The sequence below is a fragment of the Mycobacterium sp. genome, assembly GCF_004298145.1.
Classification (GTDB): Bacteria; Actinomycetota; Actinomycetes; order Mycobacteriales; family Mycobacteriaceae; genus Mycobacterium.
Genome location: NZ_SCRH01000030.1, coordinates 36,518 through 62,031 on the forward strand (window position 1 = coordinate 36,518; position 25,514 = coordinate 62,031).

Below are 25,514 nucleotides of genomic sequence, written 5' to 3' on the forward strand. Positions count from 1 at the left end.
GGATCCGCGGGTGACGGTCAGGCCACGACCTGGATGGGATCGCCGACGTTGACCTGGTTGAAATACCACCCGGCGTTGTCGGGGCTGAGGTTGATGCACCCGTGGCTGACGTTGGAGTAGCCCTGGGAATCAACCGACCACGGAGCCGAGTGCACGTAGACGCCGCTCCAGGTGACGCGAACGGCGTACTGGGCGGTGATCTTGTACCCCTCGGGGGAGCTGAGCGGAATTCCGATGGTGCGCGAATCCATCACGACCGAGCGCTGCTTTTCCAGCGCGGTGAAGCTGCCCATCGGGGTGGGCCTGCTGGGCTTGCCCATCGACGCGGGCATGGTGCGCAGCACCTCCCCGTCCTTGCTGACGGTGAAGGTGTGTTTGGAGATGCTGGCAACACCGAGGAGCGCATCGCCGGTGTCGAAGCCCGTCGTCAGGGCCTGCACGCCCACCGAGACGTGGGAGTGTGCGGGCCAATACTGGTTGGGGACCCACTGCACGACAGTGTTCTGAACCCACTCGAAGTGGCCCGGCGTACCGCTCGGCGACGTCACGCGGATCGATCGCTCGGCGGCGGCGCGATCGGCCACCGGTGCGGTGAAGGTCACCACGACGGGGTGGGCCACACCCACCACGGCGCCGTCAGCGGGCAAAATCGAGGCAACCCCGGGAGTGGATTGCGGTACCGGCACGGCCGCGATACCGGGGGCCGCCGTTCCCACCAGGCCCATGACCGTGATCGCGACCATAACAAATAGATAACGAACACCTCGACGCATAGCGTCCACCCTTCGAGATGGTGCGATCAACACACGGATATTCTACGGGTTACCCACGAATCGCCGTTTTCAGCAAACAATGACAGCTCGGTGCGCTCGCCACGGTCACGATCCGAATACCGATTGAGCTCAATTGGGCCAGGGGCGGAAACGGGCGGCGAGTCGAGAAGCCCCCTAGGGCGCCACGCGTGAGCGGCACTCGCGTGAAAGCGGCACCGATACCGTGGGTTTCGCGGCCGAAACCCTCCGATTGGCCCTCGCGCGCCGGCGAATCCCCGGCCCCCGGAATGACGGTGCCCAACTTCGCGCGGGGACTGGCGCTGAACGAATTTTTCGACGCGCAACTCTTGGGCGTCACCCGCCGCCGCTGACTGTGGCTCCAGTGGCCGCGCTCGCCGGGTTCAGGTTGGCCAGGTGTCCGCTTTCCACCCCGGCGGCCGGATCGAGCTCGCAGTCGATGATCGACGGCACCCCCGAGTCGATCGCCTCGGCCAGGGCCGCGCGTAACTCGCCGGGTGTGGCGACGTGATATCCCTTGCCGCCGAACGCCGCCGCGATCAGCTCGTGGCGGGCCCGGGCGTTCAGCACGGTGGGGGCGGGATCTGACGGGTTTGCGGCCGTGCCGCCCGATGTCTCGTCACCGCGGTAGACGCCGCCGTTGTTGAGAACGACGACGGTCACCGGCAACCGGTAGCGGCAGATGGTCTCGATCTCCATTCCGCTGAAGCCGAATGCGCTGTCACCCTCGATCGCGACGACCGGTCTGCCGGTCTCGACCGCCGCCGCGATGGCATAGCCCATGCCGATCCCCATGACGCCCCAGGTTCCGGCGTCGAGCCGGTGCCGCGGCACCTCCATGTCGATGACGTTGCGGGCCAGGTCGAGCGCATTGGCGCCCTCGTTGACGACATAGACGTCGCGATTGTCCTGCAGCACAGCGTGAATCGCGCCGAGGGCGTTGTAAAACCGCATCGGGTGCGGATCTTCGGCCAGGCGCTCGCGCATCTTGGCGTCGTTGCGTGCTTTGCGGTCGGCCAGTTCACCGGTCCATTCAGTTCGCGCGGCGATCGGATGGGCGCTCACGGCGTCACACAGCGCGGACATCACCGAGCCGATGTCGCCGACCAGCGGCGCGGCGGTCCGCTGGTTGCTGTCGAACTCGGACGGCGCGATATCAACCTGCACGAACTTCGTGTCGCCGGACCATTGCGGTGACTCCCCATGACCCAGAAGCCAATTCAGCCGGGCGCCGACCAGCAGGACGGCGTCCGCGCGCGCGATCGCCAGCGAGCGTGCGGTCGCGGCGGACTGCGGGTGGGAATCCGGCAGCAACCCCTTGGCCATGGACATCGGCAGGAACGGAATTCCGGTGGTCTCGACGAATTGCCGAATCACGTTGTCCGCCTGGGCATACGCCGCGCCCTTACCGAGCACGATCAACGGTCGCCGGGCCTGGGCCAGCACGCCCAGCGCACGATCGACGGCGTCCGGTGCCGGCAGCTGGCGGGGCGCGGGGTCGACGACCCGCCAAACGGTGCCGGCAGCGGCCGAGGCCTCCATGACCTGGCCCAAGACTTCGCCGGGGATGTCCAGGTAGACACCACCGGGGCGCCCGGAGACCGCGGTGCGAATCGCGCGCGCGACGCCGCGCCCGATGTCCTCGATCCGGTTGATCCGGTAGGCCGCCTTCGCGAACGGCCTTGCGGCGTTGAGCTGGTCGAGGTCCTGGTAATCGCCGCGCTGCAGATCCACCAGCGCCCGATTGCTCGAGCCCGAGATCTGGAGCATCGGGAAGCAGTTCGTCGTGGCGTTCGCCAGCGCGGGCAGAGCATTGAGGAAGCCCGGCCCGGACGTCGTGAGGCAGATGCCGGGGCGGCGGGTGAGGAATCCGGCGGCGCCCGCCGCATTGCCGGCCGAGGCCTCCTGCCGAAAGCCGATGTAGCGGATGCCCGACGCCTGAGCCGCCCGGGCGAGGTCGGTGATCGGGATGCCGACGATGCCGTAGATGGTCTCGACGTCATTGGCCTTGAGCGCCTCCACCACGAGGTGGCAGCCGTCGATCAGGCGGGCCGATTCCTGCGCCGCGCTTCCCGATGCCGGAACTGTGGACATGTGCGACTCCTCGGATGCATGCGGGCGGTACTGCCTTAGCCATCACTGTGACCCCGGCGCCCGCCGCGTGTCCAAGCCGAAGCCGCTATCCGACGATTGATGTGGTCTATCGTCGCAGGTCAGCACGATACCACTAGCTTTCGATAGCTCACGGTTATCGGTCGTGAATGGATCGGTATTGGACGGCGGGCATGCCGCCCGGCAGGGTGGCAGTGACGGGAAAACGGAAAGGAGCGCGGCGATGAGGTCCGATTCGAGAGCCGGCGGTGAGGGCACCGAAGCTGCGAGCCCGCGCATCGCCGACCTGGTCGCGGCGGCGGCCCGCCGGTCGCCGCACGCCTCGGCGCTGGTCCTCACCGCCGAGCGCATACCGGTCAGCTACCGCGACTTGACCCGGCTGGTCGACGACCTGGCCGCACAGCTGACGGCCGGTGGCCTGCGGGCGGGCGATCGGGTCGCGCTGCGGGCCGGCAGCAATGCCGAATTCGTCGTCGGTCTGTTGGCGGCGTCGCGAGCGGATTTGGTTGTGGTTCCACTGGATCCGGCCCTGCCGGTGACCGAGCAGCGCGCCCGCTGCGAGGCGGTGGGTGCCCGGGCGGTGCTCGTCGATCGCCTCGACGATGCCGGCACGGCAGCATCGCAGGGCGTGCCGTGGTGGGAGATCGCGGTGAGCGTCGGACCCGGCGACGCCGCCCCGGCGGTCGGCCTGAACGTCACCGCCGCACCCGAGCGCAACGTCTCGACGCCGCAGGGCCTGCGCGACGACGACGCGATGATCATGTTCACCGGCGGTACCACCGGTGTGCCCAAGATGGTGCCCTGGACCCGCGCCAACATCGCCGGCTCGGTCGCGGCCATTATCGCCGGATACGGTTTGGGAGAGCGGGATTCGACGGTCGCGGTGATGCCGCTCTACCACGGGCACGGTCTGCTCGCCGCGCTGCTGGCCACCCTGGTGTCCGGGGGTTCGGTGTTGCTGCCGGCGCGAGGCCGATTCTCGGCGCACACGTTCTGGGACGACATCGAGGCCGTCCGGGCCACCTGGTACACGGCCGTCCCGACGATCCATCAGATCCTGTTGGAACGCGCCAGAACCGAGCAGCCGGCCGGCACCCACGCCCTGCGTTTCATCCGCAGCTGCAGCGCCCCACTCACCGCGGAGACGGCGCAGGCCCTGCAGGACACGTTCTCGGCCCCGGTAGCCTGCGCGTTCGGCATGACCGAGGCGACCCACCAGGTGGCCACCACGGCTGTCGACGGCACCGGACACCGCGAAAACACCGATGCCACACCGGGTCTCGTCGGTCGGTCAACCGGACCGGAAATCCGGATCGTCGGGCCCGACGGTCAAGCGCTGCCCGCCGAGACCGTCGGCGAGGTGTGGCTGCACGGCCCCACCGTGGTGCGGGGCTACCTCGGCGACCCGTCGATCACCGCCGCCAATTTCACGCAGGGGTGGTTGCACACCGGCGATTTGGGCACCTTGTCGGCGGCCGGCGACCTGGTCATCCGCGGCCGGATCAAGGAACTCATCAACCGGGGCGGGGAGAAGATCTCGCCGGAGCGCGTCGAGGCGGTGCTGGCCAGCCACCCCGATGTCCTGGAGGTGGCCGTGTTCGGGAGGCCGGACCAGCTGTACGGCGAGACGGTGGCCGCGGTGGTCGTCCCCCGCGGATCCACCGCGCCGACGGCCGACGAGTTGGCTTCGTTCTGCCGTGACCGGCTGGCCCCCTTCGAGGTGCCGACCGGCTTTCAGCAGGCGGCGGAGCTGCCGCACACCGCCAAAGGCTCGCTGGACCGTCGTGCCGTCGCCGAACGGTTCGGTCGCGGGACCTAGGAACCGGGGCCGCTCACACGCCGGCGTTCACCCGGGCGGCGGCGGATTCCGGCATGGGCTCGTAGCGGGCGAACGACCGGGTGAACGAGGCGGCGCCGTGCGCCAGCGAGCGCAAGTCGATGGCGTAGCGCGTCAACTCCACCTGAGGCACCTCGGCCTTGACCACCGTGCGTACGTTGCCCGCGGTGTCGGACCCGAGGACTCGGCCGCGCCGGCTGGACAGATCGCCCATCACCGCACCGACGAAATCGTCGGGCACCAGCACCGAGATCTCGTCGATGGGCTCGAGCAGCGCCACCTTCGTCGCGGCGGCGGCCTCCCGTAGCGCCAACGAGCCGGCCATCTGGAACGCGAAGTCCGACGAGTCCACGCTGTGTGCTTTGCCGTCGAGCAGGGTGACGCGGATGTCGACCACCGGGTAGCCCGCATGCACTCCCTTCTCCATCTGGGCGCGCACACCTTTCTCCACGCTGGGAATGAATTGCCGCGGCACCGCGCCGCCGACCACCTTGTCGACGAACTCGAATCCGGAGCCTTCCGGCAGCGGCTCCACCTCGATGTCGCACACCGCGTACTGGCCGTGCCCGCCGGATTGCTTGACGTGACGGCCATGACCTTTTGCCTTGCCGCCGAAGGTTTCTCGCAGCGGGACGCGCAACTCAACGGTGTCCACGGTGACGCCGTACCGATTGGCCAGCGCGTCGAGGACCACACCGGCGTGGGACTCGCCCATGCACCACAGCACGATCTGGTGGGTTTCGGAGTTCTGTTCGATCCGCAGTGTCGGGTCCTCGGCGGCCAACCGGCCCAGTCCCAACGACAGCTTGTCCTCGTCGGTCTTGGCGTGGGCCGCAATCGCCACCGGCAGCAGGGGCTCGGGCATGGTCCAGGGCTTGAGGACCAGCGGTTCGGACTTGTCCGAGAGGGTGTCGCCCGTCTCGGCGCGGCTCAGCTTGCCGATCGCGCAGATGTCACCGGCCACCACGGCCGTGGCCGGCCGCTGCTGCTTGCCCAGCGGGAAGGACAGGACCCCGACGCGTTCGTCCTCGTCGTGATCGGGATGCGCATGGCCATTGCCGTTGGCGGTGCCGAAGAACGACGCAAAATGGCCCGACACATGAATCGTCGTGTCGGGCCTGATGGTCCCGGAGAACACCCGGACCAGGCTGACCCTTCCCACGTAGGGGTCCGACGTCGTCTTCACCACCTCGGCGAGCAACGGCGCGTCGGTGTCAACCGTCAGGCTGGCGTGCGGAGCGCCGAGTTGCGTAAAGACTTCCGGCAGTGGGTGTTCCATCGGCGACGGGAACCCCCGCGTGGCGACCTCCAGCAATTCCAGGGTGCCCACGCCGGTGGTGCTGCAGACCGGGATCACCGGGAAGAACGACCCACGGGCGACGGCCCGCTCCAGGTCGGCGATGAGGACGGATTCGTCGATGGACTCACCGCCCAGATAACGCTCCATCAGCGACTCGTCCTCGGACTCCTCGATGATCCCTTCGATCAGCGCGCCGCGCGCTTCCTCGATCTGTTCGGCGTCGGACGGGTCCGGTGCCTGCGCGGTTCGCTGGCCGTCGGCGTATTCGTAGCGCGCCTGCGACAACAAACCGATCAAGCCGTGGCAGGAGGGCAGGCCGTTCGGCAGGTAAAGCGGTAAGACCTTGTCGCCGAAGGCATTCTGCGCGGCGGCCAGCGCCTCCTGATAGTTCGCGCGGGTGTGGTCGAGCTTGGTGATCACCACCGCGCGGGGCATGCCTACCTGGTTGCACTCCTGCCACAGCGATTTGGTGGGCTCGTCGACACCTTCGTTGGCCGCGATCACGAACAGCGCGCAATCGGCGGCCCGCAACCCGGCCCGCAGCTCCCCCACGAAGTCGGCGTAGCCGGGCGTGTCGACCAGGTTGACCTTGACGCCGTCGTGCCACAGGGACGCCACGGCGACGCCCACCGACCGTTGCTGCCGAATTTCGGCCTCGTCGTAGTCGCAGACCGTGCTGCCGTCCGCCACCGAGCCGCTCCGGGACAACACGCCGGCGGCGACCAACAGGGCTTCCACGAGAGTGGTTTTGCCGCCCCCCGACGGACCCACCAGAACCACGTTGCGAATCTCGCCCGGACCGTTGGCGGTCGGAGCGTTTCCCGCGCCTTGGGAAGTAGTTGTCCTGTCCGCCATGACTTTCCTCCAGGTTGCCCGGGGGGCGCCGCCGCTGACCTAGCCAGCACCTATCTAGCTACCATTCACCCAACTTCCGTCGACCACAAGACCGTCGGGCCAGATCGAATGCCCGGGTCATCCGCGTGCGCACGGACCGCGCTGCGCCGCGCATCAGTGATGCCAGCTGGACCAATGGTGCACGGCGACGGCGATGACCGGGCCGTCCAACGAAACCGATTGATACTGAGGGTATTTCGCGCGCAGCAGCAGCCGCCCGGATTCCATGGCCCGGCCGTCGGCATGGATGGTGGCGACCCCGTCGACCCGCACCCACCACAACCGGGTCCAATCGTCAGCGTAGTGGTCCACCAGCAGGCTCACCTGGGGGTTGCCGTCGATGTTGGCCAGCCGGCGCAGCCGCCGCGTCGTTTTCGGTTTCGCGTCGACGGCCGTGTACACGACGTCCTGGCCGCCCCCCGGGTCGGTGGCGAGCGCGAAAACCACCGGCACCAGGTGCGGTCGTCCGCCCGGCGTGACGGTGCCCAGCCGGGCCACCGGGGACTCGGTGAACCTGCCCCTGGGGTCGAATTCGCCCACGGCGCCAGCTTAGGGCGCCCGGTGGATACGGGCAGTGCGCGTGGCGGACTCGCGAGAACCTGGGACGTGCCGCACATAGCTACCTGCACTACGGTTATAGACACAAAATTGTGCCGCCCAGAGCCGGAGGCCGGGACAGTTTGTTGGTGACGGCGAAGCAGAAGGGTGTCGGGATGAGCAAATCGCACCACCGCTCGGTCTGGTGGTCATGGGCGGTCAGTGTGTTGGCTGTGGTCGCACTGGGCCTCGGCCTGGATGCCGGCATCGGTATCGCGCCGGCGACCGCGTCACCGCCCACCCCGCCGCTGGACCGGTTCGGCGACCGCCCCCCGGTGCCGCTGGACCCGTCGGCGATGGTCGGTCAGGTGGGGCCGCAGGTGGTCAACATCGACACCAAGTTCGGCTACAACAACGCGGTGGGCGCCGGCACCGGGATCGTGATCGATCCGAACGGTGTCGTGCTGACCAACAACCACGTGATCTCGGGGGCCACCGACATCAGCGCGTTCGCCGTCGGCAACGGGCAGACCTACGCGGTGGACGTGGTCGGCTACGACCGGACGCAAGACATCGCGGTGCTGCAACTTCGCGGCGCGGCCGGGCTTCCCACGGCCGCGATCGGCGGCGATGCCCGGGTGGGCGAGCCGATCGTCGCGCTGGGGAACGCCGGCGGTCAGGGCGGGACGCCCAGCGCGGTCGCCGGCAAGGTCGTCGCACTCAACCAGAGCGTCTCGGCGACCGACACCCTGACCGGTGCGCAGGAGAATCTGGGCGGCCTGATTCAGGCCGACGCCCCGATCAGGCCGGGCGACTCCGGTGGGCCCATGGTGAACAACGCCGGGCAGGTGATCGGCGTGGACACCGCCGCCACCGACAGCTACAAGATGTCGGGCGGGCAGGGCTTCGCCATTCCGATCGGCCGCGCGATGGGCGTCGCCGGCCAGATCAGATCCGGGGCCGGCTCCAACACCGTTCACATCGGCCCCACCGCATTCCTCGGCCTGGGCGTGATGGACAACAACGGCAACGGCGCTCGGGTGCAGCGCGTGGTCGACGCCGGTCCCGCCGGCGCGGCCGGGATCGCCGCCGGTGACGTCATCACCGGCATCGACAACGTGGCGATCACCGGGGCGACGTCCATGACCGAGGCGCTCGTCCCACACCACCCCGGTGACACGATCGCGCTGCATTACCGCGCCGGTGACGGCGCCGAGCGCACCATGAACATCACACTGGCGGAGGGACCGCCGGCCTGACATACACGGCGACGATGTCTGACCGGCGGCCAATTCGTTTGCCACCGGGCGTGATTCGTCGCCGACGTGTGGGCGTGATTCCGAATGTCGCGCCTCGGGTACCCGTGGCATCGTGGATTTGATGAACGACGCAAGAGAAGCTGTCGAGCACCATCCCGAGGGGGGCAGCCACGTCCAGGACGGTGTCGTCGAGCACCCCGACGCCGATGACTTCAACAACGCCGCCGCGCTACCCACCGACCCGACCTGGTTCAAGCACGCCGTGTTCTACGAGGTGCTGGTCCGCGCGTTCTTCGACGCCAACGCCGACGGCGCCGGTGATCTGCGCGGACTGCTGGGACAGCTGGACTACCTGCAGTGGTTGGGCATCGACTGCATCTGGCTGCCCCCGTTCTACGACTCACCCCTGCGCGACGGCGGCTATGACATCCGGGACTTCTACAAGGTGCTGCCCGAGTTCGGGACGGTCGAGGATTTCGTCGCGTTGCTCAACGCCGCGCACGAGCGGGGCATCCGCGTGATCACCGACCTGGTGATGAACCACACCTCGGAGTCGCATCCCTGGTTTCAGGAGTCGCGCCACGATCCCGACGGCCCGTACGGCGACTACTACGTGTGGAGCGACACCAGCGAGCGCTACACCGACGCCCGGATCATCTTTGTCGACACCGAGGAGTCCAACTGGACCTTCGACCCGGTGCGCCGCCAGTTCTACTGGCACCGGTTCTTTTCTCACCAGCCGGACCTGAACTACGACAACCCGGCCGTGCAGGAAGCCATGATCGACGTTCTCCGGTTCTGGCTCGGCCTCGGCATCGACGGGTTCCGGCTGGACGCGGTGCCCTACCTGTTCGAACGGGAGGGCACCAACTGCGAGAACCTGCCGGAGACGCACGCCTTCCTCAAGCGTGTCCGCAAGGTCGTCGACGACGAATTCCCTGGCCGGGTGTTGCTGGCCGAGGCCAACCAGTGGCCGGCCGACGTCGTCGAGTACTTCGGCGACGCCAGCACCGGCGGCGACGAATGCCACATGGCGTTTCACTTCCCGCTGATGCCGCGCATCTTCATGGCGGTACGCCGCGAATCACGGTTCCCGATTTCGGAGATCCTGGCCCAGACGCCCGAGATCCCCGATATGGCCCAGTGGGGAATCTTCCTGCGCAATCACGACGAGTTGACGCTGGAAATGGTCACCGACGAAGAACGTGACTACATGTACTCGGAGTACGCCAAGGATCCGCGGATGAAGGCGAACGTCGGTATCCGCCGCCGCCTGGCGCCGCTGCTGGACAACGACCGCAACCAGATCGAGCTGTTCACCGCGCTGCTGCTGTCGCTGCCCGGCTCGCCTGTCCTGTACTACGGTGACGAGATCGGCATGGGCGACGTGATCTGGTTGGGAGACCGCGACGGGGTACGCACCCCGATGCAGTGGACACCGGACCGCAACGCCGGCTTCTCCAAGGCCAACCCCGGCCGGTTGTATCTGCCGGCCAGCCAGGACTCCGTCTACGGCTACCAGGCGGTCAATGTGGAGGCCCAGCGCGACACTTCCACGTCGCTGCTCAACTTCACCCGCACGATGCTGGTCGTGCGGCGCCGGCACGAGGCCTTCGCCGTCGGGAGTTTCGAAGAATTGGGCGGCTCGAACCCGTCGGTGCTGGCGTTCGCGCGGCAAGTGTCCGAAGGGGGCGACACCGTGCTGTGCGTCAACAACCTGTCGCGGTTCCCGCAGCCGATTGAACTGAATCTGCAGCATTGGAGTGGATTCACGCCGGTCGAGCTGACCGGGCAGGTGGAGTTTCCGCGCATCGGTCACCTGCCCTATCTGCTGACACTGCCGGGACACGGGTTCTATTGGTTCCGGTTGGCCGGATGCGAGGAGGACGCATGACCGCAACACAGCCGGGCAAGCTGCCCTGGTCCGAGTGGCTTCCGCAGCAACGTTGGTACGCCGGGCGCAACCGCCAGCTGTCCACGGCTGAACCGAGCGTCATCGTCGGGCTGCGGGACGACCTGGACCTGGTCCTCGTCGACGCCGACTACGCCGACGGGTCCCGGCACCGCTACCAGGTGATCGTGCGGTGGGACTGCGCCCCGGTCTCCGAGTACAGCAGCGTCGCCACCATCGGTGCCGCCGACGACCGGACCGGCTTCGACGCGATGTATGACGCCGATGCCCCGCAAGTCCTGCTGTCCTTGATCGACTCGTCGGCCGTGCGCAGCGCGTCCGGTGTCGAGGTGAGATTCGCCAAAGAGCCCGACGTCGAGCTGCCGGTGGAGGCGATGCCGCACGTGTCCGACGCCGAGCAGTCCAATACCAGCGTCATCTTCGACCGGCACGCGATCTTCAAGTTGTTCCGCCGCGTCAGCAGCGGCATTAACCCCGACATCGAGCTGAACCGCGTGCTGGGCCGCGCGGGCAACCCGCATGTCGCCCGGCTGCTGGGCACCTACGAGATGACGGGTTCGGGCGACACCGCCGATGAGGTGTGGCCCCTGGGCATGGTGACCGAGTTCGCCGCCAACGCCGCGGAAGGCTGGGCCATGGCCACCGCCAGCGTTCGTGACCTGTTCGCCGAAGGCGATCTGTATGCGTACGAAGTCGGCGGTGACTTCGCCGGCGAGTCCTTCCGCCTCGGTGAAGCCGTGGCCTCCGTGCACGCCACCTTGGCCGAGACCCTTGGCACCTCCCACGCGGTCTTCCCGGTGGACAACGTGCTGGCGCGGCTGTCGTCGACCGCGGCCCTGGTTCCCGAGCTCAAGGACCGTGCGGCAACCATCGAAGAGCGGTTCGGCAAGCTGGTCGCCGAGACGATCACCGTGCAGCGCGTCCATGGTGATCTGCACCTGGGCCAGGTGTTGCGCACGCCGGAGAGCTGGTTGCTCATCGACTTCGAAGGCGAACCGGGGCAGCCGCTCGAGGAACGTCGCGCGCCGGATTCACCGCTGCGCGACGTGGCCGGCGTCTTGCGGTCCTTCGAATATGCCGCCTACGGGCCACTGGTGGACCAGGCGAATGACAAGCAGTTGGCGGCCCGTGCCCGCGAATGGGTCGAACGCAATCGCACCGCGTTCTGCGACGGTTACGCGGCCGCCTCTGGGATCGACCCACGCGATTCGGCGCAGCTGCTGGCCGCCTACGAACTCGACAAGGCCGTCTACGAGGCCGGCTACGAGGCGCGGCACCGCCCCGGCTGGCTGCCAATCCCGTTGCGCTCCATCGCACGTCTGACCGCCGCCTAGAACCGGGTCGCGGCCGCCATCGGGCTGACTGCCGCGCGCACCACTGCTGTCTGGAAGCGTGTGTGACAAGAGCATCGGCAGTAGCGCTGACCGGTGCGCTACTGCCGATGCTGGTTTGCCGGGTTTCTAGGTGGCCGGTTGTGCCGGCTGCGCCGGTTGCGCGGTGGTGTTGCTGGCCAGCAGCACCTGCTGCATGTCGGGCTTCATGGCCATCAACTGCTGGTTCCAGTAGGGCCACGAGTGTGTCCCGTTGGCCGGGAAGTTGAACACGCCGTTGCGCCCACCCGCGGCCGCATAGTTGTTCTGGAACTGCTCGTTGGTGCGCAGCGTCAGACCCTCCAGGAACTTGGCCGGCATGTTGTCACCGCCCAGGTCGCTGGGAGCGCCGTTACCGCAGTAAATCCAGATGCGGGTGTTGTTGGCGACCAGCCGCGGAATCTGGACCATCGGGTCGTTGCGCTTCCACGCCGGGTCGGTGGACGGACCCCACATGCTGTTGGCGTTGTAACCGCCCGAGTCGTTCATCGCCAGGCCGATCAGGGTGGGCCACCAACCCTCCGACGGGTTGAGGAAGCCCGACAGGGCGGCGGCGTAGGGGAACTGCTGCGGGTAGTACGCGGCCAGGATCAGCGCCGAACCACCCGACATCGACAGCCCCACCGCGGCGTTGCCCGCCGGGGAAATCTGCTTGTTGGCCTGCATCCACAGCGGCATTTCCTGGGTCAGGAATGTCTCCCACTTGTAGGTGTAGTTTTGCCCGTTGCCCGATGACGGCTGGTACCAATTGCTGTAGAAGCTGGACTGGCCGCCCACCGGCATGATCACCGAAAGTCCGGACTGGTAGAACTCCTCGAAGGCCGGGGTGTTGATGTCCCAGCCGTTGTAATCTTCCTGCGCGCGCAGGCCGTCCAGGAGGTACACCGCGTGCGGTCCGCCGCCCTGGAACTGGACTTTGATGTTGCGGCCCATCGACGGCGACGGCACCTCCAAGTACTCCACCGGAAGCCCCGGCTTTGAGAAGGCCCCCGCGACAGGGGAGCCACCCGCGGCAACGGCGAGACCGGACAGCAGGGAGGCCCCCATGGCCGCGATCGCGAGCCGGCGCGGCATGCCAGCCCCCGCGCCACGCAACTTTCGCACCTTTTCGATGAACGACATAGCTCTCTACCCATCCCAACTTTCATCTGCCGCACCATGCGGTGGAATCTGTTCTCGGGGAGTGAAACACAGCGGAAGGGCCGAAATCGGTTGTCGTGGCCGCGGCGACAGATCGCGGTTGGCTAACGATTGAGAGTCGGCGCGGACTCGGCGCATCGCCTGTGCCATGAGCGGCGCAAAAAGCTTGAAGCCGTGGTAATTCCAATCATCCGCGGCGAGCACCACGGCGACGATGCCGATCGGGATTGACGGGCGTGCCGATCGGCGGTCCCCGCAGGGTGCCAGCCGACCGTGTTCCGCGGGCCTTCGGCCGTCGGGCGTGCGCCGCTACGTGGCGTTCCGGGGCGCGCCTGCGGGCACCGGGGCGGCCGTCCGCAACGCGAGGTGTAGCAGCGGGCTGTACTGGCGGATTAATTCATCATGCGTCATCGAGCAGACTGGTTCGAGCTGCAGGATGTAGCGCGTCACGATCAGGCCCGCGATCTGTGCGCAGAAGGCGCTGGAACGTTTGCGGGCGTCCGCTCCGCCTAACCGCGTTGCGACCTTGTCGATCATTTCCCGTTCAACCATCTGCTTGACGAGACCCGCCAGCGCCGCGTCGTGGGCGGCACCCGCCACCAACGTGCGAAGGGGTGCGCCGCTGTGCGGTTCTTCCCACAGCGCGAGCAATCCGCGCAAGGCACGCTGCGGAAACGTGGCGGGGTCGCCCCCGGCGGCCGCCCGGTCGAGAACATCGGCGGGGTTGGCCGACAAGGCGAGGGCTTCACTGATCAGGCCCCTCTTCGCGCCGAAGTAGTAGCTGATCAAGGCGATGTCGACACCCGCCTCGGCGGCGACAGAGCGCAGGGTGACGCCCCGATATCCGTCCTCCACGAAGCGCCGGCGGGCCACATCCAATATCTGCGTCCGAGTGTCGGGCTTGCCGACTCTACGTCCGCGACGCTGCGAATAATTCATCGTGGTTGATATTATGCCTGTTGCCAGGTCAGTGTGTTGATGTCCTCTGACGAAAGGGTTTTGTTGTGATGCCCCGCACCACGTCACCGACCCCCGATGAGGATCCCCGCCGGAAGCCGCGGCGGGGCGAGGCGCCGGTAAGCCATCCGTGCAATAGCGGGCGCAGCGCTCGGCGCGCTGGTGTCTCCGGGTGTGGAGCCGCCCCGAGCCGCACGCCGACACCACCAGATCATTTTTCTCGCCCGGGCGATCGTGCCACCCACCCTCGAAAGCCCAACGGGTGAAGAAGATTTCAGCTGCCATGCTGCTCAGACGGGGGTGGATGTTGCTGGTCACCCTGGTTGTCGTCACCGCGGCCGGGTACGGCGTGTACCGCCTGCATGGAATCTTCGGCTCGCGCGATGATACTGCGGTCGTGAGCGCCGGCCCGAACGAAATCGTCCCGGTCAGTCCCAAACAGGTGGTCCTCGAGGTCTTCGGCGCTCCAGGGGCGGTGGCGACCATCAACTACCTCGACGTCAATGCCACACCGCAGCAAGTTCGGGACACGACGCTGCCGTGGTCCTACACCATCACGACGACGCTACCTGCGGTCTTCGCCAACGTTGTGGCACAGGGCAATAGCGATTTCATCGGTTGCCGCATCACCGTCAACGGTGTCGTCAAGGACGAAAGGACCGTCAACAACATGAATGCCTATACCTTCTGCCTGGACAAGTCCTCGTGAGTACCAAGCAGGCGTCCCGGCCGACGGTGCCCGGGGTGATCCGTCGGTTGGCGGTGCCCATTCTCCTGTTCTGGGTGGGCCTCGCCGCCGTGACGAATATTGCGGTACCACGACTGGAAGAGGTCGCGAAGGCCCATAACGTGGCCTTGAGTCCCGCGGATGCACCGTCGCATCAAGCGATGAAACGTATTGGCCAGGTGTTCCACGAGTTCAAATCCGACAGCGCGGCCATGATCGTGCTGGAGGGCGACAAACCTCTCGACGAGGCCGCGCATCGGTATTACGGCACTCTGGTCCAGAAGCTGTCCGCGGACACCAAGCACGTCGAGCACGTCCAGGACTTCTGGGGAGATCCGCTGACTGCGGCAGGCGTACAGAGCACCGACGGTAAGGCCGCCTACGTTCAGGTGTACCTCGTCGGCAATCAAGGCGAGGCTGCGGCGAACGAGGCCGTCGCCGCTGTCCGTGACATCGTGGCACATACGCCACCACCGAGTGGGGTCAAGGCGTATGTCACGGGCGCGGCGCCGCTGCTGACCGATCAGTTCGGAGTAGGCAGCAAAGGCACCGTGAAGGTCACGCTGATAACGCTTTTCGTCATCGCGCTGATGCTGCTTTCCGTCTACCGCTCCGTCGCCACCATGTTCCTGTTGCTGCTCACAGTTCTCGTTCAGTTGTTGGCGGCCCGGGGAATCGTCGCGCTGTTGGCGCATTCCGGAATCATCGGCCTTTCGGTCTACGCGACCAATCTGCTCACGCTACTGGTGATCGCCGCCGGGACCGACTACGCGATATTTTTCGTCGGCCGTTATCAGGAAGCCCGCGGGGCCGAGGAGGATCGAAAAACGGCCTACCACACCATGTTTCATGGAACCTCGCATGTCGTCCTGGGTTCTGGTTTAACGATCGCCGGTGCGGTGTACTGCCTCAGCTTTACCCGCCTGCCGTACTTTCAAAGCCTGGGCGTTCCCGTTACGACGGGCATCCTGGTTGCCGTCGTGGCCGCGCTCACCCTGACCCCCGCCGTGCTTACCGTGGGCAGTCATTTCGGTTTATTCGAACCGAAGCGCAGGATGCGGACTCGCCGATGGCGGCGGATCGGCACGGCCATCGTCCGCTGGCCCGGGCCCATACTGACGGTAACGTGCGCGATAGCACTCATCGGTTTGCTCGCCCTGCCGGGCTACAAGACGAGTTACGATGTGCGCCATTACATTCCTGCCGCTGCCCCGGCGAATATCGGCTACGCGGCCGCGGAGCGCCATTTTTCTCCGGCGCGGCTGAATCCCGAATTGCTCATGGTCGAAGCCGATCACGACATGCGTAATCCGGCCGACATGCTGGTCTTGGACAGAGTTGCCCGGGGCATCATCCACCTCCGTGGTATCGCCCAGGTCCAGTCGATAACCCGCCCCTTGGGAACGCCGATCGCCCACAGCTCGATACCTTTCCAGATCAGCATGCAAAACACCGGCCAGGTCATGAACCTGAAATACCAACAAGACCGCGCGGCCGACATGCTGAAGCAAGCCGGCGAACTCGCAAAATCGATCGAGGTTTTGAAGCGGCAGTATGCGCTTCAGAAAGAGTTGGCCGCAGCGACACACGAACAGGCGGAGAGCTTTAACGAAACGACCGCGACATTGAATGAACTACGGGACAAGATCGCGAATGTGGACGACTTCCTCAGACCCGTTCGCAGTTATCTCTATTGGGAAAAGCACTGTTACGACATCCCGTCGTGTTGGGCGCTGAGATCCGCCTTTGACGCGATCGACAGTATCGACCGGCTCACCGAGCGGCTGGAGAGCGTCAAGACGACTTTGGACAAATTGGATTCGATTCAGCCGCGACTGCTGGCGCTGATACCCGACCAGATCGCGAGCCAGCAGGCCAACCATGACCTGACGCTGTCAAATTACTCCACGATATCCGGGATCTACGACCAGACCGCGGCGATGACGGAAAACTCGACGGCCATGGGACAGGCTTTTGACGCAGCGAAGAATGACGATTTCTTCTACCTACCCCCCGAGGCTTTCAACAACCCAGATTTCAAACGCGGACTGAAAATGTTCCTCTCGCCGGATGGCAAGGCCGCCCGCATGATCATCTCCCACGAGGGTGATCCGGCGACCCCCGAGGGCATCTCGCACATCGACCCGATCAGGAACGCGGCGAGCGACGCTATCAAGGGAACGCCCTTACAAGGCGCCAAGGTCTACCTCGCCGGCACCGCTGCGACCTACAAGGACATCCAGGACGGCGCGAAATACGATCTGATGATCGCGGGGCTGGCCGCACTCAGCCTGATTTTGCTCATCATGATGTTCGTCACCAGGAGTCTGGTCGCCGCGATCGTCATTGTGGGTACCGTCGCGCTTTCCCTGGGCACCTCGTTCGGGCTGTCGGTGCTCGTCTGGCAGCATCTTCTCGGTATCCAGTTGTATTGGATCGTTTTGGCACTGGCCGTCATCGTGCTCCTGGGCGTCGGCTCCGACTATAATTTGCTGCTGATTTCTCGGTTGAAAGAAGAAATCGGCGCCGGATTGAATACCGGCATCATCCGTGCGATGGCCGGCTCCGGTGCGGTGGTGACCTCTGCCGGTCTGGTATTCGCGGCCACCATGTCCTCGTTCGTGTTCAGCGATTTACGGGTCCTCGGTCAGATCGGGACCACCATCGGCCTCGGGCTGCTGTTCGACACACTGGTCGTGCGCGCGTTCATGACCCCGTCCATCGCCGCTCTTCTCGGGCGCTGGTTCTGGTGGCCGCAGCGAGTGCGTCCGCGGCCCGTGCCCGCGCCATGGCCGAAACCCCGGCGGCCGGCGCAAGCCGGTTCGCAAGCCGGCGCGCCATGAGGTGGACGGTGGGCCGACACAGGGGCGCAGATACGGCGTAGACGCCCGGTCCGGCCACCCAGGCGCTGACGAATGACGATGTAGCGGTTTACTTTTCGAGGCGATGCAGGATGACGTCGGCCAGTGCGCCGTCGTCGACGTCAGCCGTCATGTACGTGCAGAACGGTTGGCGGCGGCGATCCGTCGGCGAACCCGGATTGAGCAGGCGCAGCCCGGTCTCGGTGGTGCTATCCCAGGGGATGTGGCTGTGCCCGAACACCAGCACGTGGCTGTCGGGGTACAGCCGCGACATGCGCGCTTCGCGGCCGGTCGCGGCGCCGGTCTCGTGCGCGACCGTGAACCGCACGCCCGCCAGGGTCACGTCCGCCCGCTCGGGCAGCCGGGCCCGCAACGCGGGGCCGTCGTTGTTTCCCCAGCACGCCACCAGTCGGGTGGCTCTGGTTTGTAGCTCGTCGAGCAATTCGGGCGCTACCCAGTCGCCGGCGTGTATGACGACATCGGCTCCCGCGACCTCATCCCATACCTGCGCGGGCAGGTCGCGGGCGCGTTTGGGGATGTGGGTATCGGCGATCAGCAGTAGCCTCACGAACCCATTGTGAGCACCGCGGGCTTTTCTGACCTCGGTCCGGGTGGCTCCGGCTTGGGGGCCGGGTTAGCGACCTCCTCACCGAGAAGAAGCGAACGAACGAGTCGACGCGGCCCGAAGGGCCGCAGCATCGAGCTGGCCGGGCGGGGCCGCACGCGCAGCGGCCACCAGAACCAACGTCCCAGCAGCGCGGCGATCGACGGCGTCATCAACGAGCGCACGATCAACGTGTCGAACAGCAGCCCGAGGCCGATCGTACTTCCGGCTTGGCCGATCGAGTGCAGATCGCTGGCGACCATCGACATCATGGTGAAGGCGAAGACCAGGCCCGCCGAGGTGACGACGCCACCGGTCTCGCCCATGGAGCGAATGATGCCCGTCTTCAACCCCGCACTGATCTCCTCCTGGAACCGCGACACCAGCAACAGGTTGTAGTCGGATCCGACGGCCAGCAGGATGATCAACCCGAACACCGGCGCGATCCAGTTCAAGTCCAGGCCAAAGAGGTGTTGCCACACCAACACCGAGAGCCCGAAGGCGGCGCCCAGCGACAGCAGCACCGTGCCGACGATCACCACGGACGCGACTAATGCACGCGTGATGATCACCATCACGACGAAGATCAGCGTCAGCGCCGCGAGTCCCACGATCAGCAGGTCATATTGGGAGCCCGCCTGGATGTCGCGGTAGATGGCCGCCGTCCCGGCGAGAGAGAACTTCGCGCCGGTCAGCGTCGTCCCCTTCACGGCCTGCTGCGCGGCGGCCAGCCCCGGCTTGACCGCCGAGATGCCCGCCGGCGTCGCCGGATCCGCGTCGTGGGTGATGATGAAGCGCGCGGCCTTGCCGTCCGGCGACAGGAACAGCTTCAGGCCGCGCTGAAAGTCCGGATTCTGGAACGCTTCCGGTGGCAGGTAGAAGTAGTCGCCACTGCGAGAAGCATCGAAGGCCTGGCCCATCGCGCTGGCCGTGTCGGTCATCTGGGCCATTTGCGTGACGAGGCCCGAGAAGCTGCTGTGCATCGTGAGCAGCGTCCCTTGCATGGACTTCGCCACGGCGATGATCGGCGGGAACTGCGCGAGCATCTGGGGCATGATCGCATCGACGTTGTTCATGTCGTTGATGAGCGTCTTCATGTTCTCGCTGAACTTGTCCACACCGTCGATCGCCTCGAACACCGACCTCGAAGCCCAGCAGACCGGGATGTTGAAGCAGTGCTGTTCCCAATACAAATAGTTGCGGAACGGCCTGGCGAAATCATCGAAGTCCGCCAGATTGTCCCGCATCTGGTCCAGCGTGAATTGCATCTCGTGCATGTCGCCGACCATGCGATGGGTCGTGTCGCTCATCCGCCCCAGCAAGCTTTGCATCCGTTCCATCGAGCCGATCATGGCGCCCAGATCGTCGCTCATCGTGAGCATGTCGGCCGTCCGGTCCCTCATGAATTGAAGGTTCTGTTGGATCGGGATTGATTGCGCACTGATCTGAAAGGGTATGGACGTGTGCTCGATCGGCCCGCCCAGTGGGCGGGTGATGCTTTGCACCATCGCGATTCCCGGCGAACGAAAGACGTCCTTGGCAATCCTGTCCAGGATGATCATGTCGCCGCTGTTCCGCATGTCGTGATCGCTTTCGACCATGAGGATGTCGGGATTCATTGTGGCGGCACTGAAATGGCGCTCCGCGGCCGCGTATCCGACGTTCGATGGCAGGTTCCGGGGTATGTAATAACGGTCGTTGTAGCTGATCTTCATGGTCGGCACGATGAGGATGCCGATGATGGCGATGACCAGCGAGGCCGCGAACACCGGCCCGGGCCAGCGCACGGTGGCGGTGCCGATGCGCCGCCACCCGCGCGTCTTGATCATCCGCCTCGGGTCGAGCAAACCGAACCGGGTGGCCACCGCGACGACGGCCGGCGCGGCCGTCATTGCTCCCGCGACGACCACGAGCAGCCCCACGGCGGACGGAATGCCAAGTGCCTTGAAGTACGACAGGCGCGCCAGGTGTAGGCAGAAGGTAGCCCCGGCAATGGTCAACCCCGAGCCCATGATGATGTGCGAGGTGCCGCGAAACATCGTGTACCAGGCGGTTTCTCGATCTTGGCCGGCTTGCCGCGCCTCCTGGTACCGACCGATGAGAAAAATCGCGTAATCGGTTCCGGCCGCAATCGCCAACGAGGACAGCATCGCAACGACGAACGTCGAAAAGCCCAACAGGCCAGAGTTTCCCAGCAGCGCGACAAGCCCTCTGGCCGTGCCCATTTCGAAACCGACCATGACGAGGACCAGAAGCATGGTGCTGACGGACCGATAGGCGATGAACAGCATGATCATGATGACCACGCCCGTCACACCCATCATCTTGAACATGCTTTTATCGGCGGCCTCGTTCATGTCCGTCGTCAACGGTGCCGGTCCGGTGACGTAGACCTTGAGCCCGTGGGGCGGCGCCGACTTGTCGACGATCGTCCGTACCGCGTCGACGGATTCGTTGCCCTCGGTGCTGCCCTGGTTGCCGGCCAGGTTGAGTTGGACGTAGGCGGCTTTGCCGTCCCGGCTCTGCACACCGGCGGCCGTGAGCGGGTCACCCCAGACGTTCTGGACGTGCTGCACATGCTTGGGATCGGCCTGCAGTTTGTTGACCAGGCCGTCGTAATAGCGGTGCGCCTCGTCGCCGAGTGGCTTATCGCTCTCCAAAACGATCATCGCGATGCTGTCGGAATCCGACTCATGGAAGGTTGCACCGATGCGCTTGGCCGCGATCATCGCGGGCGCGTCCTGAGGTGACATGGTGACCGCGTGGTTGCGTGCGACCGACTCGATCGGCGGCACAAGCACGTTCAGGGCGACCGTCAGGAGCAGCCAGCCGATGATGATCGGCCACGCGAAGGTGCGGACGAACCGCATGAACTTGGGTCGGGTGTCGTTATCGGTATTCATGCGGCTTTCACCAGACAGGAAGTTTGGGCGTGGCGCCCGGTCGAGGATCGCTCGTCCTTGAGCTCACCGTTGACGGTGATGCGGCACCCGATGGCGTCGCTGTTGCCTTGTGCGACCAAGCTGGCCATCACGGCGGGCACGGTTGTCGTGACGGTGAAGGTCCACGGCAGCGTGCTGAAGTCCACCTGTTCCGGCTGCGCGTTCTTGTCGAGGTAGCTCAGGCTTCCCGTTGTGCCGCTGGGTCCGTAGACCTCGTAGGTCACCCGCTTGATGTGCGAGGGTTCGAGTGGTTCGGCGCTGCTGCCCGTCGCGGTAAAGATGGCGTCGGAGCCGAAAACGCCGCGCAGCCGCTCGACGCCGATACCGCCCAGCACGACCGCCACGACGGCGACAAGCGGCACCCAAGCCCGTTTGAGGAACGTGGACACTGACGTTTCCTTTCCGCGTGACCTGGTCTTTCTAGTACGGAGTTTCAGTCGGGCGCGCCACGGCTGATAGGGCCGTTTGACCCGCACCTGAAGGCCGGTGGACACATATCTGACGACGTCGGGCGAACAGGTAGCCGCGGGCCGTGGCTTGAACCGCAACTCAACTAATACCATACCCCCAGGGGTATCACCAGTCCGTCCACACATACCCCGCGGGGTATGGTATGAAGGAGTCATGGTAAACGAAGTTCGCGCGGATGCACCGCTTGAGGCCGATGTCGCCGGGCACGACGCCCGCGCCATGGATGCCGTCCTGGCCCGGTTGCGCCGGGCGCACGGGCAGCTCGGGGGGGTCATCGCGATGATCGAGCAGGGACGCAGCTGCAAAGACGTCGTCACCCAGTTGGCTGCGGTGTCGAAGGCGCTGGATCGTGCCGGTTTCAAAATCATCGCGTCGGGCCTCCGCGAATGCATCGCACGGTCCGACGATCAGCCGGCGCTGTCGATCGATGAACTGGAGAAACTGTTCTTGAGCCTGGCCTGATGGCACGGTGGATGCGGAAGGGGAAGGGGAAATGTCCTCTGACACTGATCAGATCGAACCGAAGGTGACGCTGTGGCTAGACCCGGTGTGCCCCTTCTCGTGGAACACCGCACGTTGGTTGCGTACCGTCGCGGAGAAGACCGGACTGAGCGTCGAATGGCGGCTGATGAATCTGGCGGTTCTCAACGAGGGGCGGGAACTGCCGCCCGCCCAACAGGCCAGGATGCATGACTCACAACAGATCGGTCGGCTGATGGCCGCCATAGCCCGCGAACGAGGCGCCGCGGGATGGGTGGCCGCGTATTTCGCCTTCGGCGAGCGGTACTTCGACCGGTCGGAACCCGTTGACGCCCACCTCGTCGCGCAGGTCTTGATGACGATCGGTGCTCGCGGCGCCATCGCCGCAGCGGTCTCGGACGCATCCCTGGATGAGCTTGTCCGGCAGCAGCATCAGGCCGGGCAGGACGCGCTGGGTGAAACGGGGGGCAGCCCGATTCTGCGGATCGGCGAACACGCATTTTTCGGTCCGGTCCTGACCGGACTGCCGGATGCGCAGTCCGCCACCGCGGTGTTCGATGCGGTCGCCATTTTGGCCGCAACCCCGCAGTTCGTTCAGTTGCAACGGCCACGTGCTGTGGCCTAGCCGCGGTATGCGGCGAAACCCTGAGTAATTCAACGCTGAAAGAGGAGAAAACACATGACATCAGGATTGAGCACCACCTTGCACACCTCGTTCGAGGACGCGGTGGATCGGACCACAAAGGCGTTGGCCGATCAGGGTTTTGGCGTGCTGACGACGATCGACGTGAAAACCACGCTGAAGCAAAAGCTCGGGGAGGAGATGGAGAACTATCTCATCCTGGGCGCCTGCAACCCCACGTTGGCGCATCGCGCTCTGGGCGTCCACCGTCAGATCGGCCAGCTACTACCGTGCAACGTGGTGGTGCGTTCCGACCCCGCCGCCGAGGGCGACGCGGTCTTGGTCGAGGCGATGGATCCGCAGCTCATGGTCAAAGTGACCGGCGAGGCGGGGGCTTTGCAGGAGGTCGCGGACCAGGCCACCGCCAAGCTGCAAGCGGCGATCGACGCCCTCGGGTAACCGGCGCCACGGGCGAAGTCGCGGCATTACCGCGCGAAGCCAGCCTCGTTCGCTTCGCGTTTCCGCTCCGGTTTCGCCGGCAGAGCCCTCCAGGGTGAGGCCGTGCCAGGTCGAGAGGCTCGATCAGCGTGCGCAGATCTTCGATGAGGGGCTTGTCGTGGGTGATGACCCGATAGCCGGTGGGTTTCGTTCGCCCACCGGCTACTACCCGCGAGGGCACCGGGCTTACCGTGCGGCGGTGTCGGCCGGATGGCGATGGCACCGGGCCCCGGCGCTATTGTTAGCAGCCGAAACCAAGGAGAACACCCAATGCGCACCTTCGAATCAGTCGCCGACCTCACCGCCTCGGCGGGCGAGGCTCTGGGCCACAGTGACTGGGTCACGATCACTCAGGACGACGTCAACCTGTTCGCCGACGCGACCGGCGATCACCAGTGGATCCACGTCGACCCCGAGCGGGCCGCGTCCGGCCCGTTCGGCGGGACCATCGCCCACGGTTTCATGACCTTGGCGCTGTTGCCGCAGCTGCAGCACCAGATCTACACCGTCAACGGGATCAAGCTCGCAATCAACTACGGCCTCAACAAGGTTCGTTTCCCCGCGCCGGTTCCGGTCGGCTCGCGGGTACGCGCGCAAAGTTCGTTGGTCAGCGTCGACGACGTGGGTAACGGCGCCGTGCAGGCGACCGTGTCGACCACCGTCGAGATCGAGGGCTCGGCCAAGCCGGCGTGCGTGGCGGAAAGCGTGGTTCGCTTCGTCGCCTGAAACGCGCGTCGAACGTCGACCTGTGGGGGCGAAACACGGCTTTTCCGCCCAACAAGTCGATGTTCGGCCTGTCAGAACTCGGCGATCGCGTGTTCCAGGCGTTCGGCCAGCCGCGCCTGGGCTTCCGCCCGCCGGGTCGGGATATGAGCCGACGGGAAAGGCGTTGTCACGGGCTCATATTCGCGCAGGGTGCGGCGGGCCACCGTCATCTTGTGCAACTCGGTGGCCCCGTCTGCGATACCCAGCGACTCGGCGGCGACCATCATCTTGACGAAGGGCATCTCGTCGGAGACGCCGAGCGCCCCGTGCAGGTGCATGGCCCGCTGCGCGACATCGTGGAGCACCTGCGGCATGGCGACCTTCACGGCCGCGATGTCGCGCCGCACCTTCTGGTAGTCGTGGTGCTTGTCGATCAACCATGCGGTGCGCAGCACCAGCAATCGGAATTGCTCGATCTGGATCCAGCTGTCGGCGACCTTCTCCTGGGTCATCTGGAAATCGGCGAGTCGCCCCTGCCGGGTTTTGCGCGACACCGCCCGTTCGCACATCATGTCAAAGGCGCTGCGCGCCAACGCTATTGTGCGCATCGCGTGGTGAATCCGGCCGCCGCCGAGCCGGGTCTGCGCGATCATGAACGCCTGCCCCTCGCCGCCCAGCACATGGTCGGCGGGCACCCGCACATCGTTGTAGCGGACGTAGGCGTGGCTGGCGCGCTGTGCAGACTCAGCCCCCACGCCGACGTTGCGCACGATCTCGATGCCCGGCGCCTCGGCCGGAACGATGAACAGCGACATCTTGTCGTAGGTGCGGGCCTCGGCGTTCGTGACCGCCATGACGATGAAGAAGGACGCGTGTTTGGCGTTGGTGGAGAACCACTTCTCGCCGTTGATGACCCAGTAGTCGCCGTCGCGGGTGGCCGCGGTGACGAATTGCCCTGGGTCGGAACCGCCCTGCGGCTCGGTCATCGAATAGCAGGACGTGATCTCGCCGTCCAGCAGCGGCTGCAGGTAGCGGGCCTTCTGCTCGTCGGTGCCGAACAGCGCGAGAATCTCGGCGTTGCCGGAGTCCGGGGCCTGACAACCGAATACCGACGGGGCCCAGCGGGATCGGCCCAGGATTTCGTTGAGCAGCGCCAGTTTGACCTGACCGAAGCCCTGGCCGCCCAAGTCCGGGCGCAGGTGGGCCGCCCACAGTCCCTGTTCCTTGACCTGCTGCTGCAAGGGCCGCAGGACGGCCATCATCTCGGCGTTCTTTTTGTCATAGGGGTCGAGGGCGACCAGGTCGAGCGGTTCCAGCTCCTCGGCCATGAATTTTTCGACCCAGTCCAGCTTCGCCTGGTATTCGGGGTCAGTTTCGAAGTTCCACACCGTGGCCGCCGTTCCCCGGCGCCGCGCCGCGCCGGACTCGTTGATGAAGCCACCCCATCCTAGAGCGGGGCAGTCAACGATCAGTCGTCGCCGCGGGCGTCGATCAC

20 protein-coding genes are annotated in these 25,514 nt (G+C 65.8%); 10 read left to right on the top strand and 10 right to left on the bottom strand.

What is annotated here, in order from left to right; translation table 11 throughout:
- Window positions 1–17: 17 nt before the first annotated feature.
- Window positions 18–773 carry a L,D-transpeptidase gene (locus tag EPN51_RS10605; RefSeq protein ID WP_293041741.1) on the bottom strand — a complete coding sequence of 252 codons (756 nt, stop codon included), beginning with the start codon at window positions 771–773 and terminating at the stop codon, window positions 18–20.
- 354 nt (window positions 774–1,127) lie between these two features.
- Window positions 1,128–2,885 (bottom strand): oxalyl-CoA decarboxylase, encoded by a 1,758-nt coding sequence (oxc, locus tag EPN51_RS10610; protein ID WP_293041744.1) that lies wholly within the window; start codon window positions 2,883–2,885, stop codon window positions 1,128–1,130.
- A 241-nt stretch (window positions 2,886–3,126) separates the two neighbouring features.
- On the opposite strand from oxc, the gene EPN51_RS10615 reads away from it, so the two are divergent.
- A complete protein-coding gene (locus EPN51_RS10615) occupies window positions 3,127–4,722 on the top strand; it encodes a FadD7 family fatty acid--CoA ligase (RefSeq protein ID WP_293041747.1) in 1,596 nt (531 codons plus the stop codon).
- Between the two features lie 13 nt (window positions 4,723–4,735).
- On the opposite strand, the gene EPN51_RS10620 is transcribed toward EPN51_RS10615, so the two are convergent.
- Both EPN51_RS10620 and EPN51_RS10625 read right to left on the bottom strand, forming a co-directional pair.
- Entirely contained in the window at window positions 4,736–6,895 is a 2,160-nt protein-coding gene (locus EPN51_RS10620) for an elongation factor G-like protein EF-G2 (RefSeq protein WP_293041750.1), read from the bottom strand.
- Window positions 6,896–7,048: 153 nt separating this feature from the next.
- On the bottom strand, window positions 7,049–7,474 hold the full coding sequence (locus EPN51_RS10625; RefSeq protein ID WP_293041753.1) for a TIGR03668 family PPOX class F420-dependent oxidoreductase: 426 nt from the start codon (window positions 7,472–7,474) through the stop codon (window positions 7,049–7,051).
- Window positions 7,475–7,647: 173 nt separating this feature from the next.
- Between EPN51_RS10625 and EPN51_RS10630 the strand changes: the two genes are divergently transcribed.
- From EPN51_RS10630 to EPN51_RS10640, 3 genes are all read left to right on the top strand, one after another.
- Window positions 7,648–8,730, top strand: a complete 1,083-nt coding sequence (locus tag EPN51_RS10630) for a S1C family serine protease (RefSeq protein ID WP_293042283.1) — start codon at window positions 7,648–7,650, stop codon at window positions 8,728–8,730.
- Between the two features lie 121 nt (window positions 8,731–8,851).
- Window positions 8,852–10,624 carry a maltose alpha-D-glucosyltransferase gene (treS, locus tag EPN51_RS10635; protein WP_293041756.1) on the top strand — a complete coding sequence of 591 codons (1,773 nt, stop codon included), beginning with the start codon at window positions 8,852–8,854 and terminating at the stop codon, window positions 10,622–10,624.
- Window positions 10,621–11,976: a maltokinase gene (locus tag EPN51_RS10640; protein ID WP_293041759.1), complete on the top strand. Its 1,356-nt coding sequence runs from the start codon at window positions 10,621–10,623 to the stop codon at window positions 11,974–11,976. Before treS ends, EPN51_RS10640 begins: the two co-directional genes overlap by 4 nt.
- Before the next feature lie 126 nt (window positions 11,977–12,102).
- Here EPN51_RS10640 and ag85C read toward each other — a convergent pair whose 3' ends face one another.
- On the bottom strand, window positions 12,103–13,134 hold the full coding sequence (gene ag85C, locus EPN51_RS10645) for a diacylglycerol acyltransferase/mycolyltransferase Ag85C (RefSeq protein ID WP_293041762.1): 1,032 nt from the start codon (window positions 13,132–13,134) through the stop codon (window positions 12,103–12,105).
- Window positions 13,135–13,461: 327 nt separating this feature from the next.
- Entirely contained in the window at window positions 13,462–14,091 is a 630-nt protein-coding gene (locus EPN51_RS10650) for a TetR family transcriptional regulator (protein ID WP_293041765.1), read from the bottom strand.
- A 280-nt stretch (window positions 14,092–14,371) separates the two neighbouring features.
- On the opposite strand from EPN51_RS10650, the gene EPN51_RS10655 reads away from it, so the two are divergent.
- Window positions 14,372–14,818 (top strand): MmpS family transport accessory protein, encoded by a 447-nt coding sequence (locus EPN51_RS10655; protein ID WP_293041768.1) that lies wholly within the window; start codon window positions 14,372–14,374, stop codon window positions 14,816–14,818.
- Window positions 14,815–17,679 carry an MMPL family transporter gene (locus tag EPN51_RS10660; protein ID WP_293041771.1) on the top strand — a complete coding sequence of 955 codons (2,865 nt, stop codon included), beginning with the start codon at window positions 14,815–14,817 and terminating at the stop codon, window positions 17,677–17,679. Before EPN51_RS10655 ends, EPN51_RS10660 begins: the two co-directional genes overlap by 4 nt.
- 88 nt (window positions 17,680–17,767) lie before the next feature.
- Here EPN51_RS10660 and EPN51_RS10665 read toward each other — a convergent pair whose 3' ends face one another.
- From EPN51_RS10665 to EPN51_RS10675, 3 genes are read right to left on the bottom strand one after another with little or no spacing between them, the layout of a single operon-like run.
- Entirely contained in the window at window positions 17,768–18,265 is a 498-nt protein-coding gene (locus tag EPN51_RS10665) for a metallophosphoesterase (protein ID WP_293041774.1), read from the bottom strand.
- On the bottom strand, window positions 18,262–21,204 hold the full coding sequence (locus EPN51_RS10670; protein ID WP_293041777.1) for an RND family transporter: 2,943 nt from the start codon (window positions 21,202–21,204) through the stop codon (window positions 18,262–18,264). Before EPN51_RS10670 ends, EPN51_RS10665 begins: the two co-directional genes overlap by 4 nt.
- Window positions 21,201–21,632, bottom strand: a complete 432-nt coding sequence (locus EPN51_RS10675) for an MmpS family transport accessory protein (RefSeq protein WP_293041780.1) — start codon at window positions 21,630–21,632, stop codon at window positions 21,201–21,203. The genes EPN51_RS10670 and EPN51_RS10675 overlap by 4 nt, the downstream gene beginning before the upstream one ends.
- A gap of 301 nt (window positions 21,633–21,933) precedes the next feature.
- Here EPN51_RS10675 and EPN51_RS10680 point away from each other — a divergent pair, with 301 nt between their 5' ends.
- The 4 genes from EPN51_RS10680 to EPN51_RS10695 all read left to right on the top strand — a co-directional run bounded on the left by EPN51_RS10680 (window position 21,934) and on the right by EPN51_RS10695 (window position 24,040).
- On the top strand, window positions 21,934–22,176 hold the full coding sequence (locus tag EPN51_RS10680; RefSeq protein ID WP_293042285.1) for a metal-sensitive transcriptional regulator: 243 nt from the start codon (window positions 21,934–21,936) through the stop codon (window positions 22,174–22,176).
- Between the two features lie 31 nt (window positions 22,177–22,207).
- Window positions 22,208–22,819 carry a DsbA family protein gene (locus EPN51_RS10685; protein ID WP_293041783.1) on the top strand — a complete coding sequence of 204 codons (612 nt, stop codon included), beginning with the start codon at window positions 22,208–22,210 and terminating at the stop codon, window positions 22,817–22,819.
- 54 nt (window positions 22,820–22,873) lie between these two features.
- Complete coding sequence (locus EPN51_RS10690; protein WP_293041786.1) at window positions 22,874–23,275, top strand: DUF302 domain-containing protein; 402 nt, start codon at window positions 22,874–22,876, stop codon at window positions 23,273–23,275.
- 309 nt (window positions 23,276–23,584) lie between these two features.
- Complete coding sequence (locus EPN51_RS10695; RefSeq protein WP_293041788.1) at window positions 23,585–24,040, top strand: MaoC family dehydratase; 456 nt, start codon at window positions 23,585–23,587, stop codon at window positions 24,038–24,040.
- A 71-nt stretch (window positions 24,041–24,111) separates the two neighbouring features.
- Here EPN51_RS10695 and EPN51_RS10700 read toward each other — a convergent pair whose 3' ends face one another.
- Window positions 24,112–25,407, bottom strand: coding sequence for an acyl-CoA dehydrogenase family protein (locus tag EPN51_RS10700; protein WP_293041790.1), 1,296 nt, complete (start codon window positions 25,405–25,407; stop codon window positions 24,112–24,114).
- Window positions 25,408–25,514: the final 107 nt, after the last annotated feature.